Source organism: Pantoea sp. S62 (genome assembly GCF_016658625.1).
GTDB classification, from domain to species: Bacteria; Pseudomonadota; Gammaproteobacteria; order Enterobacterales; family Enterobacteriaceae; genus Pantoea; species Pantoea vagans.
The window spans coordinates 95340-113460 of the sequence record NZ_JACVVI010000004.1 but is presented as its reverse complement, the minus strand read 5'-3'; the positions used below and the strand labels follow the sequence as shown (position 1 = coordinate 113460).

Here is an 18121-nt window from a genome sequence, read left to right as displayed (position 1 = left end):
AACACCGATGTAATATGAGGTTAATCCCTTGAGTGACATGGCGAAAAACCTGATTCTCTGGTTAGTCATCGCGGTCGTGCTGATGTCAGTATTCCAGAGCTTTGGGCCCAGCGAGTCGAATGGCCGTCGGGTTGATTATTCAACCTTCCTGTCGGAAGTGAACCAGGATCAGGTCCGCGAGGCACGTATTAACGGGCGTGAAATTAACGTTGTCAAAAAAGACAGCAATAAATATACCACCTACATTCCTGTCAATGATCCTAAGTTGCTCGATAACCTCTTGACCAAAAACGTCAAAGTGGTTGGCGAACCGCCGGAAGAACCGAGCCTGCTGGCTTCCATCTTCATTTCGTGGTTCCCGATGCTGCTGCTGATCGGTGTGTGGATCTTCTTTATGCGTCAGATGCAGGGCGGCGGCGGTAAGGGCGCGATGTCCTTCGGCAAAAGCAAAGCCCGCATGTTGACAGAAGACCAGATTAAAACCACTTTCGCCGACGTTGCGGGTTGTGACGAAGCGAAAGATGAAGTGGCTGAGCTGGTGGAATATCTGCGTGAGCCGAGCCGTTTCCAGAAGCTGGGCGGTAAAATTCCAAAAGGCGTTCTGATGGTGGGGCCGCCGGGTACCGGTAAAACCCTGCTGGCAAAAGCGATTGCCGGTGAAGCCAAAGTGCCTTTCTTCACTATTTCTGGTTCTGACTTTGTGGAAATGTTTGTCGGTGTCGGTGCATCACGTGTGCGCGACATGTTCGAACAGGCCAAGAAAGCCGCACCGTGCATCATCTTCATCGATGAGATCGATGCCGTCGGTCGTCAGCGTGGCGCCGGTTTAGGCGGTGGTCATGATGAACGTGAGCAGACGCTGAACCAGATGCTGGTTGAGATGGATGGTTTCGAAGGTAACGAAGGAATTATCGTTATCGCCGCGACTAACCGTCCTGACGTACTGGACCCTGCGCTGCTGCGTCCAGGCCGCTTTGACCGTCAGGTTGTGGTCGGTCTGCCAGACGTACGTGGTCGTGAGCAGATCCTGAAAGTGCATATGCGTCGTGTGCCACTGGCAACCGACATTGATGCCGCAATCATTGCACGTGGCACGCCAGGCTTCTCAGGTGCCGATCTGGCTAACCTGGTGAACGAAGCAGCGCTGTTCGCCGCTCGTTCGAACAAGCGTGTGGTGTCGATGGTTGAGTTCGAGAAAGCGAAAGACAAAATTATGATGGGTGCGGAACGTCGCTCCATGGTGATGACGGAATCGCAGAAAGAATCCACTGCCTATCATGAAGCGGGCCACGCCATTATTGGCCGCCTGGTGCCAGAGCATGATCCGGTGCATAAAGTTACGATTATCCCGCGCGGCCGTGCGCTGGGTGTGACCTTCTTCCTGCCTGAAGGCGACGCGATTAGCGCCAGCCGTCAGAAACTGGAAAGCCAGATCTCAACGCTGTATGGCGGTCGCCTGGCAGAAGAGATCATCTACGGTGTTGAACATGTTTCTACCGGCGCGTCCAACGACATTAAAGTCGCGACGAATCTGGCACGTAACATGGTGACGCAGTGGGGCTTCTCTGAAAAACTGGGTCCGTTGCTCTATGCAGAAGAAGAGGGTGAAGTGTTCCTTGGACGTTCTGTCGCGAAAGCGAAACATATGTCTGATGAAACAGCCCGCATCATCGACCAGGAAGTTAAACACCTGATCGACAGCAACTACCAACGTGCTCGCCGCATTCTGGGTGAGAACATGGACATTCTTCACGCGATGAAAGACGCGCTGATGAAGTATGAAACCATTGATGCACCACAGATCGACGACCTGATGGCACGCCGCGAAGTGCGTCCGCCAGCGGGCTGGGAAGATCCAGGCAGCAACTCAGACAGCAACGGTACGCCAAAAGCGCCACGTCCGGTTGATGAACCGCGTACGCCGAACCCAGGCAATACCATGTCAGAGCAGTACAACAAATAAGACGCATCATCGTCAGACAAAACCCCGGCTGGTCCGGGGTTTTTTACATCCAGATATTGATCAGCAAGGAGTTTTCACCATGAAGTTGTTTGCCCGTGATTCCCATCTCGATTTATCGTTTCCTCATGTGATGGGCATTCTGAATGTCACGCCGGACTCCTTTTCAGATGGTGGTAAACATAACGCGCTGGTCGATGCGCTGACGCATACCAATGAGATGGTCAACGCCGGCGCAACCATTATCGATGTAGGCGGCGAATCAACCCGTCCTGGCGCTGATGAGGTCAGTGTGGAGGAGGAGCTGGAGCGGGTCATTCCGGTGATCGATGCCATTGCCCAGCGTTTCGAAGTCTGGATTTCAGTAGACACCTCTAAAGCGGACGTGATCCGGGAAGCCGCGCGAGTGGGTGCTCACATCATTAACGATGTCCGCTCACTCTCCGAACCGGGGGCGCTGGAAGCCGCCGCCGCAACCGGACTGCCTGTCTGTTTAATGCATATGCAGGGCGAACCGCGCACCATGCAGCAGGCACCGGTTTACGAAAACATCTTAAGCGAAGTGGACACTTACTTCGCTCAGCAGATTGCGCGTTGCGAAGCGGCGGGAATGAAAAAAGAGCAGCTGATACTCGACCCGGGCTTCGGTTTCGGTAAAAATCTCAGCCACAATTATGAACTGCTGGCTCATCTCAGCGATTTTCACCACTTTGGTCTGCCACTGCTGGTGGGGATGTCGCGTAAATCGATGATTGGCCAGTTGTTAAATGTCGGCCCGTCACAGCGTTTAACCGGCAGCCTGAGCTGCGCGGTGATTGCTGCCATGCAGGGCGCGCAGATTATTCGCGCCCATGACGTAAAAGAGACGGCCGAAGCGATGCGCGTGGTCGAAGCGACCCGAAGAGCAAAAGGAACATCATGAGTAATCGTAAATATTTCGGTACAGACGGCATTCGCGGCAAAGTCGGTGAAACACCTATCACGCCAGATTTCGTCCTGAAGCTGGGCTGGGCCGCGGGTAAAGTACTGGCGCGCCACGGTTCCAAAAAGATCATCATCGGCAAAGATACCCGTATCTCTGGCTATATGCTGGAGTCTGCGCTGGAAGCGGGTCTCGCCGCCGCGGGCCTGACCGCTGCGTTTACCGGTCCGATGCCGACCCCCGCCATCGCCTATCTGACCCGAACCTTCCGCGCTGAGGCGGGCATCGTTATTTCAGCGTCGCACAATCCATTTGACGATAACGGCATTAAATTCTTCTCGTCCGAAGGCACCAAATTGCCTGATGACGTGGAAGAAGCGATTGAGCTGGAGATGGAAAAGCCGATTACCTGCGTGGAGTCCGCGCAGTTAGGGCGCGCCAGCCGCATCGTCGATGCAGCAGGGCGTTACATTGAGTTCTGTAAGGGGACTTTCCCCAGCGAGCTCAATCTGAATGGCCTGAAAATTGTGGTCGACTGTGCCAATGGTGCGACTTACCACATTGCGCCGAATGTCCTGCGCGAGCTGGGCGCAACCGTCATCGCAATCGGTGTGCAGCCAGACGGCATGAACATCAACAAAGAGTGCGGTGCGACCGATCTTAAACTGCTGCAGCAACGCGTACTGGCAGAGAAGGCGGATATTGGCCTGGCCTATGACGGCGACGGCGACCGCATCATGATGATTGACCATCTGGGTGACAAAGTTGACGGTGACCAGATCCTTTACATCATTGCACGTGAAGCGCTGCGTCAGGGGCAGTTACGTGGCGGTGTAGTGGGTACGCTGATGAGCAACATGGGCCTGGAATTAGCGCTGAAACAGCTCGGCATTCCGTTTACCCGTGCCAAAGTCGGTGACCGTTATGTGCTGGAGAAGATGCAGGAGAAGGGCTGGCGTCTCGGCGCGGAGAACTCCGGTCATGTGATCCTGCTGGATAAAACCACCACAGGCGACGGTATCGTGGCAAGTTTGCAAGTGCTCACTGCGATGGTGCGTAACCACATGAGCCTGCACGATCTCTGCAGTGGTATGAAGATGCTGCCGCAGGTGCTGGTCAACGTACGCTTCGCGGGCGAGCATGACCCGCTGCAAAGCGACGCCGTCAAAACGGTCACCGCCGATGTTGAAAAAGCGCTGGCGGGTCGCGGACGCGTTCTGTTGCGTAAGTCAGGCACTGAGCCGCTGATTCGTGTGATGGTCGAAGGCGAAAATGAGGCGCAGGTCACCGAACTGGCTAATCGTATTGCCGATCAGGTCAAAGCGGTTTAAACCTCTTAAAGGCGGTTATCAGAATGCGGATCCGCCTGTAAAATCACCGGGATGGCGCTTTTTTCTGCAATCAGTTTGCGTAAGAGAAATTGCACTTGCAGAGATATGCGCCTTTGGTTAGTATTCACACCCGCTTCTGATGGGTGATGACGAGACGCCCCATCAATACTGGTTGAAGCTTTAACTGTACGATTATCGTGCAAGGAACAGGTTGAATATGTACGAAGCTCTTTTAGTTGTTTTCCTTATTGTAGCTATCGCCCTCGTGGGTATGATCATGCTGCAGCAAGGCAAAGGCGCTGATATGGGAGCCTCATTCGGTGCAGGCGCATCCGGTACGGTGTTTGGTTCTTCGGGTTCAGGTAATTTCATGACCCGTACCACTGGCATCTTAGCGGCACTGTTCTTCATCATCAGCCTGGTTCTGGGTAATCTGAACAGCAATAAAGCCTCGAAAGGAAGCGAGTGGGAAAATCTTTCTGCGCCGGCGCAGTCTTCTCAACAGACTGAAAAGCCAGCTCAACCGGTTACACCGGGCAGCGATATTCCTAAGTAAGGTCGTCAGCACAACGAATCGTTGTGGTCAGTGCAGTGCCGTGGTGGTGGAATTGGTAGACACGCTACCTTGAGGTGGTAGTGCCCGATTGGGCTTACGGGTTCAAGTCCCGTCCTCGGTACCAAATAGCAGTATCTCTTGCATTTTATGCAGGTCTGGCGTATTATTCGCCACGTTTTCGGACGCGGGGTGGAGCAGCCTGGTAGCTCGTCGGGCTCATAACCCGAAGGTCGTCGGTTCAAATCCGGCCCCCGCAACCAATTTTCCCTTTGAGTTCTTTTTCAAATATACTGTATGCATCGACGGACGCATTCACGGCTATTTTTTGAAAGAAAATTCTTTGGATGGAGTCCGGGCCGCATTGCGGCATACAGGGTCCAGTGACTAAAAGCCCCGAATATTCGGGGTTTTTTGTTATTAGCGAATCGTAATACTGGGCTATAGGCCCTTTTTTTATGTCTTGGGGGTGGGCTTGTCCACATTAGAGCAAAAATTGACAGAGTTGGTATCGGCTCCCGTAGAAGCGCTGGGTTACGAACTGGTTGGAATTGAATTCGTTCGTAGTCGCACATCTATCCTGCGCATCTATATTGATAGTGAAGATGGCATCAATGTCGATGATTGCGCCGATGTCAGCCACCAGGTAAGTGCGGTAATGGATGTTGAAGATCCGATTACGGTACCTTACAACCTTGAAGTCTCTTCACCGGGACTCGATCGTCCTCTGTTCACCGCAGAACACTACACCCGTTTTATGGGTGAAGAAGTGAGTCTGGTGTTGCGTATGGCCGTTCAGAACCGCCGTAAATGGCAGGGAACCATCAAGTCAGTTGATGGCGAGATGATCACGGTGCACGTTGAGGGTAGCGATGAAGTGTTCGCGCTGAGTAATATTCAGAAAGCGAACCTGGTCCCCCACTTTTAAAAGTCCGGATTGAGGCTAACCAGGATGAACAAAGAGATCTTAGCTGTTGTAGAAGCCGTTTCTAACGAAAAAGCCCTGCCGCGTGAGAAAATCTTCGAAGCGCTGGAGAGCGCGCTGGCGACTGCGACCAAGAAAAAGTACGAGCAGGAAATTGAAGTACGCGTCAGCATTGATCGCCGCAGTGGCGATTTCGATACTTTCCGCCGCTGGGAAATCGTAGAAGAGGTGACACAGCCGACGCGCGAGATCACGCTGGATGCGGCCCGCTTCGAAGATGAAGCATTCAATCTGGGCGAATATGTCGAAGATCAGATTGAATCGGTCACCTTTGACCGTATCACTACCCAGACCGCTAAGCAGGTTATCGTGCAAAAAGTGCGCGAAGCTGAGCGCGCGATGGTGGTTGATCAGTTCCGTGAGCAGGAAGGCGAAATCATCACTGGTGTGGTGAAAAAAGTTAACCGCGACAACATTTCCCTCGACCTTGGCAGTAATGCCGAAGCGGTCATTCTGCGCGAAGATATGCTGCCGCGTGAAAACTTCCGTCCAGGCGACCGTATTCGTGGCGTACTCTACTCTGTACGTCCGGAAGCGCGTGGCGCGCAGCTGTTCGTGACGCGTTCCAAACCGGAAATGCTGATTGAACTGTTCCGCATTGAGGTGCCAGAAATTGGCGAAGAACTGATTGAAATTAAAGCTGCTGCCCGTGATCCGGGTTCGCGCGCTAAAATTGCAGTCAAAACTAACGACAAACGTATCGATCCGGTGGGTGCCTGTGTGGGCATGCGCGGCGCGCGCGTTCAGGCTGTTTCCAGTGAACTGGGCGGCGAGCGTATCGATATCGTGCTGTGGGACGATAACCCGGCGCAGTTTGTTATTAACGCCATGGCTCCGGCCGATGTGGCGTCAATCGTGGTTGATGAAGATAATCACACCATGGATATCGCCGTAGAAGCTGGCAATCTGGCTCAGGCGATCGGCCGTAACGGCCAAAACGTGCGTCTCGCTTCGCAGCTGAGTGGCTGGGAGCTGAACGTGATGACCGTCGATGATCTGCAGGCTAAGCATCAGGCTGAAGCGCATGCAGCGATCGATATGTTCACTAAACATCTCGACATCGACGAAGAGTTCGCCACCGTACTGGTGGAAGAGGGCTTCTCCTCGCTGGAAGAGCTGGCATACGTGCCAATCAACGAGCTGCTGGAAGTCGACGGCCTCGACGAAGAGACCATTGAAGCCCTGCGTGAACGAGCAAAAAATGCGTTAACCACCCTGGCACTGGCGAAAGAAGAGAGTCTTGGAAATCAGGAGCCCGCTGAGGACCTTCTGAATCTTGAAGGCCTCGATCGTGCGCTGGCGTTCCGCCTGGCGTCAAAAGGCGTTTGCACGCTGGAAGATCTCGCTGAGCAAGGTGTTGACGATCTGACGGATATTGAAGGCATGTCTGATGAACAGGCCGGCGCGCTGATTATGGCCGCACGTAATATCTGCTGGTTCGGCGATGACGCGTAATAACAGGAAGGAACAGCATGACAGATGTAACCGTAAAATCGCTGGCCGCAGAAATTCAGACTCCGGTCGATCGCCTGGTACAGCAATTTGCTGATGCGGGGATCCCTAAGTCTGAAAATGACGCGGTGACCCAGCAAGAGAAAGAAACCTTACTATCTCATCTGAACCGTGAACACGGTCAGGTCGGTTCAGCTAAGCTGACGCTGCAGCGTAAAACGCGCAGCACCTTGAATATTCCAGGCACCGGGGGTAAAAGTAAGTCGGTGCAAATTGAAGTCCGCAAAAAGCGTACCTATGTGAAAGGTGATGCAGAGTCTGAGCAAGCTCAGGCAGAAGCTGAAGCCCAGGCGCAGCGTGAAGCGGAAGAGCAGGCGCAACGCGAGGCTGAAGAAAAAGCCCGTCGCGAAGCTGAACAGAAAGCGCAACGTGAAGCCGAAGATAAAGCAAGGCGCGAAGCCGCTGATAAGGCCAAACGTGCAGCAGCGGAAAATGACAAAGTGACAAATCAACCTACCGATGAAGTGACCAGGGCTGCGCAATCAGACAAAGCCCGTCGCGAAGCTGAAGCTGCTGAACTGAAGCGTAAAGCTGAAGAAGAAGCCCGCCGTAAGCTTGAAGAGGCTGCCCGCCTCGTAGCCGAAGAAGCCCGCCGTCTGGCTGAAGAGAAATCAGCTGAATGGGAAAAACCGGAAGAAGAGGATAAAGGCGACTATCACGTCACCACTTCGACCCACGCCCGCCAGGCAGAAGACGAAAACGACCGTCAGGTTGAAGCAGGCCGTGCGCGTGCGCGTACGACTGCTAAAGCTGCGCGTCCGGCGAAAAAAGGCAACAAACATTCCGAAGCCAAAACTGACCGTGAAGAAGCGCGTGCGCAGGTTCGTGGCGGTAAAGGCGGTAAGCATCGCAAACCTAGCGCACTGCAGCAGGGCTTCAACAAGCCAGCGCAGGCCGTTAACCGCGATGTTGTGATTGGCGAAACCATCACCGTAGCCGAACTGGCGAACAAAATGGCGGTGAAAGGTTCTCTGGTCATTAAAGCGATGATGAAGATGGGCGCCATGGCGACTATCAACCAGGTCATCGATCAGGAAACTGCACAGCTCGTAGCCGAAGAGATGGGCCACAAAGTGACCCTGCGTCGTGAGAACGAGCTGGAAGAAGCGGTAATGGACGATCGTGATACCGATGCGGCACAGGAATCTCGTGCGCCGGTTGTGACCATCATGGGCCACGTCGACCACGGTAAAACCTCTCTGCTGGACTATATCCGCTCCACTAAAATCGCCTCTGGCGAAGCGGGCGGTATTACACAGCACATCGGTGCTTACCACGTTGAAACCGACAACGGTATGGTCACCTTCCTGGATACCCCGGGCCACGCCGCGTTTACCGCGATGCGTGCACGTGGTGCACAGGCGACAGATATCGTTATCCTGGTCGTTGCCGCAGACGATGGCGTGATGCCACAGACTGTCGAAGCTATTCAGCACGCCAAAGCCGCTAAAGTGCCGGTTGTGGTTGCCGTGAACAAGTGCGATAAGCCAGAAGCGGATCCGGATCGTGTTAAAAACGAACTGACTCAGTACGGAATTATTCCGGAAGAGTGGGGCGGCGAAAACATGTTCGTGAATGTCTCTGCGAAAGCGGGTACCGGCATTGATGACCTGTTAAATGCTATCCTGCTGCAGGCGGAAGTGCTGGAACTGACGGCTATCCGTGAAGGTATGGCGAGCGGCGTAGTGATTGAATCGTTCCTCGACAAAGGTCGTGGTCCGGTTGCTACCGTGCTGGTTCGTGAAGGTACGCTCAACAAAGGCGACATCGTTCTTTGTGGTTTCGAATATGGCCGTGTTCGTGCAATGCGTGACGAACTGGGTCGCGAAGTTCTGGAGGCGGGTCCTTCTATCCCGGTTGAGATTCTGGGTCTGTCCGGCGTGCCGGCTGCAGGTGATGAAGCGACCGTGGTTCGTGACGAGAAGAAAGCACGTGAAGTTGCGCTCTATCGTCAGGGCAAATTCCGCGAAGTTAAACTGGCTCGCCAGCAGAAATCTAAGCTCGAGAACATGTTTGCTAACATGACCGAAGGCGAAGTGTCTGAACTGAACATCGTTCTGAAAGCTGACGTTCAGGGTTCTGTGGAAGCCATCTCTGATTCCCTGCAGAAACTCTCCACCGACGAAGTGAAGGTGAAGATTGTGGGTTCAGGCGTAGGCGGGATTACCGAAACCGATGCAACCCTGGCGGCTGCTTCTAACGCCATCCTCCTTGGCTTCAACGTTCGTGCCGATGCCTCTGCGCGTCGCATCATTGACGCAGAAAGCCTGGATCTGCGCTACTACTCTGTCATCTATAACCTGATTGACGAAGTTAAAGCGGCGATGAGCGGCATGTTGGCACCAGAGTACAAACAGCAGATCATTGGTCTGGCTGCAGTGCGCGACGTGTTCAAATCACCGAAGTTTGGCGCGATTGCCGGTTGTATGGTGACGGAAGGTAACATCAAACGTCACAATCCAATCCGTGTCCTGCGTGACAACGTGGTGATTTACGAAGGCGAGCTGGAATCTCTGCGTCGCTTTAAAGATGACGTCAACGAAGTGCGTAATGGCATGGAGTGCGGTATCGGCGTGAAGAACTACAACGACGTTCGCGTTGGCGATATGATCGAAGTGTTTGAAATCATCGAAATTAAACGCACCATCGAGTAATAGACTGCTGATGTGTTGCAATTTGGGAGGCCTCTGGCCTCCCGAATTATTTGGGAGAAATAATGATGGCGAAAGAATTTGGTCGCCCGCAGCGCGTGTCACAAGAGCTGCAAAAAGAGATTGCGATGATCCTGCAGCGTGAGATTAAAGATCCGCGCCTTGGCATGATGGTCACCGTATCCGGCGTTGAAGTGTCACGCGATCTTGCTTACGCAAAAGTGTTCGTGACGTTCCTCAACGACAAAGATGAAGATGCGATTAAGCATGGCCTGAAAGCGCTGAAAGAAGCCTCAGGTTACATTCGCATTCTGCTCGGCAAAGCGATGCGCCTGCGTATCGTGCCTGAGCTGACGTTCTTCTACGACAACTCGTTAGTCGAAGGGATGCGCATGTCTAACCTCGTCACCAGCGTCGTGAAGAACGATGCAGAGCGCCGTGGTCCGGATGCCACCGGCGATGACGAGGAGGCGTAATGAGTCGTCCGCGTCGTCGCGGTCGCGACGTCCATGGCGTGTTGTTGCTGGATAAGCCACAAGGCGTTTCGTCGAATGATGTCCTGCAGAAAGTGAAGCGTATCTTCAACGCCAATCGCGCAGGCCATACCGGCGCGCTTGATCCACTGGCCACCGGCATGTTGCCAATCTGCCTGGGTGAAGCGACCAAGTTTTCGCAGTATCTGCTCGATTCCGACAAACGCTACCGTGTGATTGCCCGACTGGGCGAGCGCACTGACACGTCAGACGCCGATGGCAACATCGTGCAGACGCGTCCGGTCAGCTTCAGTCAGGCCGATCTGGATAGCGCCCTTGAGAGCTTCCGCGGTGACACGCTGCAGGTGCCATCAATGTTTTCGGCGCTGAAGCATCAGGGTCGTCCGCTGTATGAATATGCACGTCAGGGCATTGTGATTGAGCGTGAACCGCGTCCGATTACGGTCTATGAGCTGCAATTTATTCGCTGGCAGGATAATGAGCTGGAGCTGGAAATTCACTGCTCCAAAGGCACCTATATCCGTACCATCATCGATGATCTGGGCGAAAAGCTGGGATGCGGTGCGCATGTCATCATGCTGCGTCGTGTACAGGTTGCCCGTTACCCGTATGAACGGATGGTGACGCTGGAACAGCTCAATACCCTGCTGGCGGAAGCCACAGAAGCGGGCATCCCACTGGAAACGCAGCTCGATCCGCTGTTGTTGCCGATGGACAGTCCCGCTTCTGATTTCCCTGAAGTAAATATCCCGCCCGCCGTGGCAGATTTTTTCCGCCAGGGACAGCCGGTGCAGGCCAGCAATGCGCCTGCTCACGGGCTGGTCAGGGTATCGGAAGGCGAAGCGCGTAAGTTTATCGGTATGGCAGAAATTGCCGATGATGGTCGTCTTGCGCCACGTCGTTTAGTGGTTGAGTATCAGGATTAAGCCAGGCGTTCACTTTTCGCTGATGGGGCATTTGCGTTGCTATCGGGCGCAGAGTAGAATAGCGCGGCTTTAAAGCGGGATGCTGAATTAGAGATTGGCACCCATACATTCATTTATTACTGGAGTTTATTATGTCTCTAAGCGTAGAAGCTAAAGCAGAGATCGTTGCTAAATATGGCCGTGGTGCTAACGACAGCGGTTCAACTGAAGTTCAGGTTGCCCTGTTGACCGCGCAGATTACCCATCTGCAGGGTCACTTCTCTGAGCACAAAAAAGACCACCACAGCCGCCGCGGTCTGCTGCGCATGGTATCTCAGCGTCGTAAGCTGCTGGACTACCTGAAGCGTAAAGACGTTGCACGCTACAGCAGCCTGATCGAAAGTCTCGGTCTGCGTCGCTAAGTCTGAAGAATCTGATCGTCGGGGCATTATGCGAGCTTTTGCACTGTGTGCAGCTTACGATCAGATTTGTGCGAGTTTCGTGAAGAGGGGGCCTTTATGGCCCCTTTTTTCGAGCAATCGGCAGCAATCCGGACCAAACTGATGTATTGTTGCTTAGTGTGATCTTTAGTTTGCAGAATTTCGCGCGGCTAATGAGAGGCTTTACCGCAGGGGCGGTCGAGGGTTGTCATTAGTCGCGAGGATGCAGCTGAAGATTGGTAATCAATGGCGGGCTACAGATAGCCCAGCCCCGAAGTTAAGGACTTTGATTTTGCTGAATCCGATCGTACGCAAATTCCAATATGGTCAACATACCGTCACGCTGGAAACCGGCATGATGGCTCGCCAGGCGACAGCCGCTGTGATGGTGAGCATGGACGATACTGCAGTGTTCGTCACTGTCGTAGGTCAGAAAAAATCTAAACCAGGTCAGGACTTCTTCCCACTGACCGTGAACTATCAGGAGCGTACTTACGCTGCTGGTCGTATCCCAGGCAGCTTCTTCCGTCGTGAAGGCCGTCCAAGCGAAGGCGAAACCCTGATTTCGCGTCTGATTGACCGCCCGATTCGCCCGCTGTTCCCGGAAGGCTTTGTTAACGAAGTTCAGGTTATTGCGACCGTGGTGTCTGTTAACCCACAGGTTCATCCGGACATCGTTGCAATGATTGGTGCCTCTGCTGCACTGGCGCTTTCTGGTCTGCCGTTTAATGGCCCGATTGGTGCTGCGCGTGTCGGTTACATCAACGATCAATATGTTCTGAACCCAACCGCAGATGAGCTGAAACAGTCTCGTCTGGATCTGGTCGTTGCCGGTACGCAGAATGCCGTACTGATGGTTGAATCTGAAGCTGAGATCCTGTCAGAAGAGCAGATGCTGGGTGCCGTGGTCTTTGGCCATGACCAGCAGCAGATCGTTATCGAAAACATCAATGCTCTGGTGGCTGAAGCCGGCAAACCACGCTGGGACTGGCAACCAGAAGCGGCTAACACCCCGCTGATTTCTCGTGTTGCTGCCCTGGCAGAAGCGCGCATCAGCGATGCTTACCGCATCACTGACAAGCAGGAGCGTTACGCGCAGGTTGGCGTCATCAAAGACGAAACCATTGCTGCGCTGCTGGCTGAAGATGAAACGCTGGATGGTTCAGAAATCGGCGACATCGTGCATAGCCTCGAAAAAACCGTCGTTCGTACCCGCATCCTGAATGGCGAGCCACGTATCGATGGCCGTGAAAAAGATATGATCCGCGGTCTGGACGTGCGTACTGGCGTATTGCCACGTACTCACGGTTCATCACTGTTTACCCGTGGTGAGACACAGGCACTGGTTACGGCAACGCTGGGTACTACCCGTGATGCGCAGAACCTGGATGAGCTGATGGGCGAACGTACCGACAGCTTCCTGTTCCATTACAACTTCCCTCCATACTCTGTCGGTGAAACCGGCATGGTCGGTTCGCCGAAGCGTCGTGAGATTGGTCACGGTCGTCTGGCGAAGCGCGGTGTGTTAGCGGTAATGCCTAAAGCGGAAGATTTCCCTTACACCGTGCGTGTGGTGTCTGAAATCACTGAATCTAATGGCTCCTCTTCAATGGCCTCTGTCTGCGGTGCCTCACTGGCGCTGATGGATGCAGGTGTGCCAATCAAAGCCGCCGTTGCCGGTATCGCAATGGGTCTGGTAAAAGAAGATGAGAAGTTTGTCGTTCTGTCAGACATTCTGGGCGACGAAGATCACCTGGGCGACATGGACTTCAAAGTAGCCGGTAGCCGTGAAGGTATCACCGCGCTGCAGATGGACATCAAAATCGAAGGCATCACGCGTGAAATCATGCAGGAAGCCCTGAACCAGGCCAAGGGTGCGCGTCTGCACATTCTGGGCGTCATGGAACAGGCTATCAGCACACCGCGTACCGAGATTTCTGAATTCGCTCCACGCATTTACACCATCAAAATCAGCTCTGACAAGATCAAAGATGTGATCGGTAAAGGCGGCTCAGTGATTCGTGCACTGACCGAAGAGACCGGCACGACGATTGAAATCGAAGATGACGGCACCGTGAAAATCGCTGCGACCGATGGTCTGAAAGCGAAAGAAGCGATTCGTCGTATCGAAGAGATCACTGCAGAAATCGAAGTGGGCCGCATTTACAGTGGTAAAGTGACCCGTATCGTTGACTTCGGTGCCTTCGTTGCTATCGGCGGCGGTAAAGAAGGTCTGGTTCACATTTCACAAATCGCTGACAAGCGCGTTGAGAAAGTGACTGACTATCTGCAGATGGGTCAGGAAGTGCCGGTTAAGGTGATGGAAGTTGATCGCCAGGGTCGCGTACGTCTGAGCATCAAAGAAGCGACAGAATCTAAGCCGCAGACTGAAGAAGCTGCAGCGGTGACCACGCCTGACGCTGAATAAGTCGTTGCTGATTTGCCCCTCTTTGCCTGGCAGAGAGGGGCGTTTGTATCATCGCGAGGGCGGGAATCCTTGTGCACAGCAGGCGGATGACAGGATGGTTATCCCAATGTTTGTATTCGGGAGTGGGAAATGAAGCCTTTTCTGCGCTGGTGTTTTGTTGCGACAGCTTTGACGCTGGCAGGATGCAGCAACTCCAATTGGCGTAAGAACGAAGTTCTTGCAGTGCCTTTACAGCCCACACTGCAGCAGGAAGTGATACTGGCGCGCATGGAACAAATTCTTGCCAGTCGCGCTCTCACCGATGATGAACGCGCACAGCTGTTATATGAGCGCGGAGTGTTGTATGATAGTTTAGGTCTGCGGGCATTAGCGCGGAACGATTTTTCGCAAGCGCTGTCTATAAGACCAGATATGCCCGAAGTGTTTAACTACTTAGGCATATATTTAACGCAGGCGGGCAACTTTGATGCCGCCTATGAAGCGTTCGATTCTGTACTTGAGCTTGATCCAACTTACAACTATGCGCATTTAAACCGTGGTATCGCCCTCTATTACGGCGGTCGATACAAGTTAGCGCAAGATGATCTGCTGGCGTTTTATCAAGACGATCCTAACGATCCTTTCCGCAGTCTGTGGCTCTATCTCGTTGAACGTGAGATGGATGTCGACAAGGCAAAAGTCGCGCTTCAACAGCGTCACGACAAAGCGGTCAGAGACCAATGGGGATGGAATATTGTCGAGTTCTACCTTGGAGATATCAACGAGAAAACGTTGATGGAAAGTCTCAAGGCGGACGCAACGGATAACACCTCGCTCGCTGAACATCTCAGTGAAACCAACTTCTATTTAGGTAAGTACTACCTAAGTCTGGGGGAGAAGGACGACGCGAAAGCGTTGTTCAAACTGGCGGTCGCCAACAACGTTAACAACTTTGTTGAACACCGATACGCATTGTTGGAACTGGCGCAACTCGGCCAGGCACAAGACGATTTATCAGAATCTGACCAGCAATAGCTGACGAACTTAATTTGCCTGTAAAACCTGTTAAGTCATCATCTTAAGGGATGAAGGCTTTTCTGTTCGTCAAAACTTCTAATTTGAGCCGGTTCACACTTTTTGATGAAAATGACTGAAAGTTTTCACGACGAGTTATGTAGACTGGCCGCCGCAATCTAAGAGGCACGTGTACTACATGACTGATATTCAAACCACTTTTGCTGACCTTGGCCTGAACGCCGACATCCTTGAATCACTGAATGGCATGGGCTACGTAAAGCCATCCCCAATCCAGGCTGAGTGTATTCCTCACCTGCTGGCGGGCCGTGACGTGTTAGGCATGGCGCAGACCGGGAGTGGTAAAACTGCGGCGTTCTCTCTGCCGCTGTTAAACAACATCGACCCGACTGTTAAAGCACCACAGATCCTGGTGCTGGCACCGACCCGCGAACTGGCGGTACAGGTTGCTGAAGCAATCACTGAATTCTCTAAGCACATGCGTGGCCTGAACGTGGTTGCCCTTTACGGCGGCCAGCGTTATGACGTGCAGCTGCGCGCTCTGCGTCAGGGACCACAGGTTGTTGTGGGTACCCCTGGTCGTCTGCTTGACCACCTGAAACGCGGCACGTTAGAACTCTCTAACCTGCGCGGTCTGGTGCTGGATGAAGCTGATGAAATGCTGCGTATGGGCTTCATCGAAGACGTTGAAACCATCATGGCTCAGATTCCAGCCGGTCATCAGACTGCGCTGTTCTCTGCAACCATGCCGGAAGCGATTCGTCGCATCACCAAACGCTTCATGAAAGATCCACAGGAAGTGCGTATTCAGTCAAGCATGACAACGCGTCCTGACATCAGCCAGAGTTACTGGACCGCTTACGGTCGTAAAACAGACGCACTGGTTCGCTTCCTGGAAGCAGAAGACTTTGATGCTGCTATCATCTTCGTGCGTACTAAAAACGCAACGCTGGAAGTGGCAGAAGCGCTGGAGCGTAGTGGCTATAACAGCGCCGCGCTGAACGGTGATATGAACCAGGCACTGCGTGAGCAGACGCTGGAGCGCCTGAAAGATGGTCGTCTGGACATCCTGATTGCAACCGACGTTGCGGCCCGTGGCCTGGACGTTGAGCGTATCAGCCTGGTTGTAAACTACGACATCCCAATGGATGCAGAATCATACGTTCACCGTATCGGCCGTACCGGTCGTGCCGGTCGTGCTGGCCGTGCGCTGCTGTTCGTTGAGAACCGCGAGCGTCGTCTGCTGCGCAACATCGAACGTACCATGAAGCTGACAATTCCTGAAGTCGAGCTGCCTAACGCAGAACTGCTGGGTGAGCGTCGTCTGGCCAAGTTTGCCGCTAAAGTTCAGCAGCAGCTGGAAAGCAGCGATCTGGATCAGTACCGTGCTCTGCTGACTAAAATGCAGCCGGAAGATGAACTGGATCTGGAAACTCTGGCAGCCGCACTGCTGAAGATGGCACAGGGCGAACGTCCTCTGATTCTGCCACCAGAAGCACCACGTCCTGCACGTCGCGAATACCGCGATCGTGACGAGCGTGATGGTCGTCGTGACAGCCGTGAAGCGCGTAGCGATCGTGGCCCACGTGAAAGCCGTGACAGCCGTGATGGCGATCGTCCACGTCGCGAACGTCGTGACGTTGGCGAAATGCAGCTGTACCGCATCGAAGTGGGCCGTGATGATGGTGTTGAAGTTCGTCACATCGTTGGCGCTATCGCTAACGAAGGCGACATCAGCAGCCGTTACATCGGTAACATCAAGCTGTTCGGTAACCACTCGACTATCGAGCTGCCGAAAGGCATGCCAGGCGATGTGCTGCAGCACTTCACCCGTACGCGTATTCTGAACAAACCGATGAATATGCAGCTGCTGGGTGATGCACAGCCAAACGAAGGCCGTGGCGATCGTCGTCCAGCCGGTGCTGGCGGTGAGCGTCGCAGCGGTCCTGGCGCAGCCAACCGTGAAGGTGGTCGTCGCTTCTCTTCAGAGCGCCGTGAAGGTGGTCGTGAAGGCGGTGGACGCACTTTCAACCGTGAAGGTAGCCGTGGTCCACGTCGTGAAGAAGGCGCAGCTGCCGCTCCACGTCGTCGTGATGCATAACGATTTAACGTCGTAACGAAAAGGGAAGCCGCTGGCTTCCCTTTTTTTATGCCTGTCAGGCACCGCCGCTGATCATGACGCGCTCGCCGCTGACATAAGCGGACTCTTCAGACGCCAGAAACAATGCAACCTGCGCCACATCCTCCGGCAGACCAAAACGCCCCAGCGGGGTAGCCGCCAGCAGCTGTGCCTTGAGCTGCGGGCTCATCCTCTTCGCGGCCAGCAATCCTTCGGTCAGAATCATGCCCGGTGCCAGCGCGTTAACCCGGATATTTTTTGCGCCCAGCTCGCGCGCCAGCCCCTGAGTCAGCGTATCCACTGCACCTTTGGTGGCCGCCCAGAGCACGGAACCTGGCGTACTGTTTTTACTGTTCAGGGCGCTGAGGTTAATAATGCTGCCGCCGTGCGCGGGAAAGTGACGAATTGCTTGCTGACAGACCAGCAGCGTGCCGAGCAGGTTAACGTTAATCTGCTGCTGCATCTCCTCTGGCGTCAGCGCCGCAAACTCGCCATGATGAAAACTGCCCGCATTATTCACCACAATATCGGGTGCGCCGAAACACTCTGCGGTGGTGGCAAACAGCCGTTCCACGTCCCGCAGATGAGAAATATCAGCCTGTACCGCCACGGCTTCACTGCCCAGCGTGACGATATCGCTCACCACGTCTGCCGCTCCCACCTCGTCCTGACGATAGTTGACCACGACCCTGGCGCCCGCTGCGGCGAACGCGATGGCAATCGCTGCACCAATCCCTTTTGAGGCGCCTGTCACCAGTGCGATTTTGTTCTGCAGTGCTTTCATTATGTCATTCTCCGCCGTAATGA

The 18121-nt window shown here is 53.9% G+C and carries 15 protein-coding genes and 2 tRNA genes; 16 read left to right on the top strand and 1 reads right to left on the bottom strand.

The window, feature by feature from the left end; all coding sequences use genetic code 11:
• The first annotated feature begins 37 nt into the window (after positions 1-37).
• The 16 genes from ftsH to IBT54_RS08070 all read left to right on the top strand — a co-directional run bounded on the left by ftsH (position 38) and on the right by IBT54_RS08070 (position 17296).
• Positions 38-1963 carry an ATP-dependent zinc metalloprotease FtsH gene (ftsH, locus tag IBT54_RS08145; RefSeq protein WP_033731314.1) on the top strand — a complete coding sequence of 642 codons (1926 nt, stop codon included), beginning with the start codon at positions 38-40 and terminating at the stop codon, positions 1961-1963.
• Between the two features lie 79 nt (positions 1964-2042).
• Positions 2043-2882 carry a dihydropteroate synthase gene (gene folP / locus IBT54_RS08140; RefSeq protein ID WP_013359907.1) on the top strand — a complete coding sequence of 280 codons (840 nt, stop codon included), beginning with the start codon at positions 2043-2045 and terminating at the stop codon, positions 2880-2882.
• On the top strand, positions 2879-4213 hold the full coding sequence (glmM, locus tag IBT54_RS08135; RefSeq protein ID WP_013359908.1) for a phosphoglucosamine mutase: 1335 nt from the start codon (positions 2879-2881) through the stop codon (positions 4211-4213). The genes folP and glmM overlap by 4 nt, the downstream gene beginning before the upstream one ends.
• A gap of 217 nt (positions 4214-4430) precedes the next feature.
• Positions 4431-4769 carry a preprotein translocase subunit SecG gene (gene secG / locus IBT54_RS08130; protein ID WP_003851074.1) on the top strand — a complete coding sequence of 113 codons (339 nt, stop codon included), beginning with the start codon at positions 4431-4433 and terminating at the stop codon, positions 4767-4769.
• Positions 4770-4806: 37 nt separating this feature from the next.
• A tRNA-Leu gene (locus tag IBT54_RS08125) sits at positions 4807-4893 on the top strand.
• Positions 4894-4952: 59 nt separating this feature from the next.
• Positions 4953-5029: transfer RNA gene (locus tag IBT54_RS08120), tRNA-Met, on the top strand.
• Between the two features lie 212 nt (positions 5030-5241).
• Positions 5242-5694, top strand: a complete 453-nt coding sequence (gene rimP, locus IBT54_RS08115; protein WP_010251795.1) for a ribosome maturation factor RimP — start codon at positions 5242-5244, stop codon at positions 5692-5694.
• A 24-nt stretch (positions 5695-5718) separates the two neighbouring features.
• On the top strand, positions 5719-7206 hold the full coding sequence (gene nusA, locus IBT54_RS08110) for a transcription termination factor NusA (RefSeq protein WP_010251792.1): 1488 nt from the start codon (positions 5719-5721) through the stop codon (positions 7204-7206).
• A gap of 17 nt (positions 7207-7223) precedes the next feature.
• Positions 7224-9917 (top strand): translation initiation factor IF-2, encoded by a 2694-nt coding sequence (gene infB / locus IBT54_RS08105; protein ID WP_201251984.1) that lies wholly within the window; start codon positions 7224-7226, stop codon positions 9915-9917.
• Between the two features lie 65 nt (positions 9918-9982).
• Positions 9983-10390, top strand: coding sequence for a 30S ribosome-binding factor RbfA (gene rbfA, locus IBT54_RS08100; RefSeq protein WP_033731320.1), 408 nt, complete (start codon positions 9983-9985; stop codon positions 10388-10390).
• A complete protein-coding gene (gene truB / locus IBT54_RS08095) occupies positions 10390-11334 on the top strand; it encodes a tRNA pseudouridine(55) synthase TruB (protein WP_033781661.1) in 945 nt (314 codons plus the stop codon). The genes rbfA and truB overlap by 1 nt, the downstream gene beginning before the upstream one ends.
• A gap of 131 nt (positions 11335-11465) precedes the next feature.
• Positions 11466-11735, top strand: a complete 270-nt coding sequence (gene rpsO, locus IBT54_RS08090) for a 30S ribosomal protein S15 (RefSeq protein WP_003851063.1) — start codon at positions 11466-11468, stop codon at positions 11733-11735.
• Between the two features lie 310 nt (positions 11736-12045).
• Entirely contained in the window at positions 12046-14181 is a 2136-nt protein-coding gene (gene pnp / locus IBT54_RS08085) for a polyribonucleotide nucleotidyltransferase (RefSeq protein WP_033781662.1), read from the top strand.
• A 129-nt stretch (positions 14182-14310) separates the two neighbouring features.
• A complete protein-coding gene (gene nlpI / locus IBT54_RS08080; protein ID WP_010251765.1) occupies positions 14311-15195 on the top strand; it encodes a lipoprotein NlpI in 885 nt (294 codons plus the stop codon).
• A gap of 105 nt (positions 15196-15300) precedes the next feature.
• The gene (gene yrbN / locus IBT54_RS25450; protein ID WP_098053093.1) at positions 15301-15357 is read left to right on the top strand and encodes a protein YrbN; all 57 of its coding nucleotides are present in this window, start codon (positions 15301-15303) and stop codon (positions 15355-15357) included.
• 16 nt (positions 15358-15373) lie between these two features.
• Positions 15374-17296: a DEAD/DEAH family ATP-dependent RNA helicase gene (locus IBT54_RS08070; RefSeq protein ID WP_013359913.1), complete on the top strand. Its 1923-nt coding sequence runs from the start codon at positions 15374-15376 to the stop codon at positions 17294-17296.
• A gap of 55 nt (positions 17297-17351) precedes the next feature.
• On the opposite strand, the gene IBT54_RS08065 is transcribed toward IBT54_RS08070, so the two are convergent.
• Positions 17352-18098 (bottom strand): SDR family NAD(P)-dependent oxidoreductase, encoded by a 747-nt coding sequence (locus IBT54_RS08065; protein ID WP_033781664.1) that lies wholly within the window; start codon positions 18096-18098, stop codon positions 17352-17354.
• Between the last annotated feature and the right edge of the window lie 23 nt (positions 18099-18121).

Bases quoted from the DNA above. Each gene is read 5' to 3' on its own strand.
- ftsH (WP_033731314.1), top strand. From the start codon at position 38: ATGGCGAAAAACCTGATTCTCTGGTTAGTCATCGCGGTCGTGCTGATG.
- folP (WP_013359907.1), top strand. From the start codon at position 2,043: ATGAAGTTGTTTGCCCGTGATTCCCATCTCGATTTATCGTTTCCTCAT.
- glmM (WP_013359908.1), top strand. From the start codon at position 2,879: ATGAGTAATCGTAAATATTTCGGTACAGACGGCATTCGCGGCAAAGTC.
- secG (WP_003851074.1), top strand. From the start codon at position 4,431: ATGTACGAAGCTCTTTTAGTTGTTTTCCTTATTGTAGCTATCGCCCTC.
- nusA (WP_010251792.1), top strand. From the start codon at position 5,719: ATGAACAAAGAGATCTTAGCTGTTGTAGAAGCCGTTTCTAACGAAAAA.
- infB (WP_201251984.1), top strand. From the start codon at position 7,224: ATGACAGATGTAACCGTAAAATCGCTGGCCGCAGAAATTCAGACTCCG.
- rbfA (WP_033731320.1), top strand. From the start codon at position 9,983: ATGGCGAAAGAATTTGGTCGCCCGCAGCGCGTGTCACAAGAGCTGCAA.
- truB (WP_033781661.1), top strand. From the start codon at position 10,390: ATGAGTCGTCCGCGTCGTCGCGGTCGCGACGTCCATGGCGTGTTGTTG.
- rpsO (WP_003851063.1), top strand. From the start codon at position 11,466: ATGTCTCTAAGCGTAGAAGCTAAAGCAGAGATCGTTGCTAAATATGGC.
- nlpI (WP_010251765.1), top strand. From the start codon at position 14,311: ATGAAGCCTTTTCTGCGCTGGTGTTTTGTTGCGACAGCTTTGACGCTG.
- IBT54_RS08070 (WP_013359913.1), top strand. From the start codon at position 15,374: ATGACTGATATTCAAACCACTTTTGCTGACCTTGGCCTGAACGCCGAC.
- IBT54_RS08065 (WP_033781664.1), bottom strand. From the start codon at position 18,098: ATGAAAGCACTGCAGAACAAAATCGCACTGGTGACAGGCGCCTCAAAA.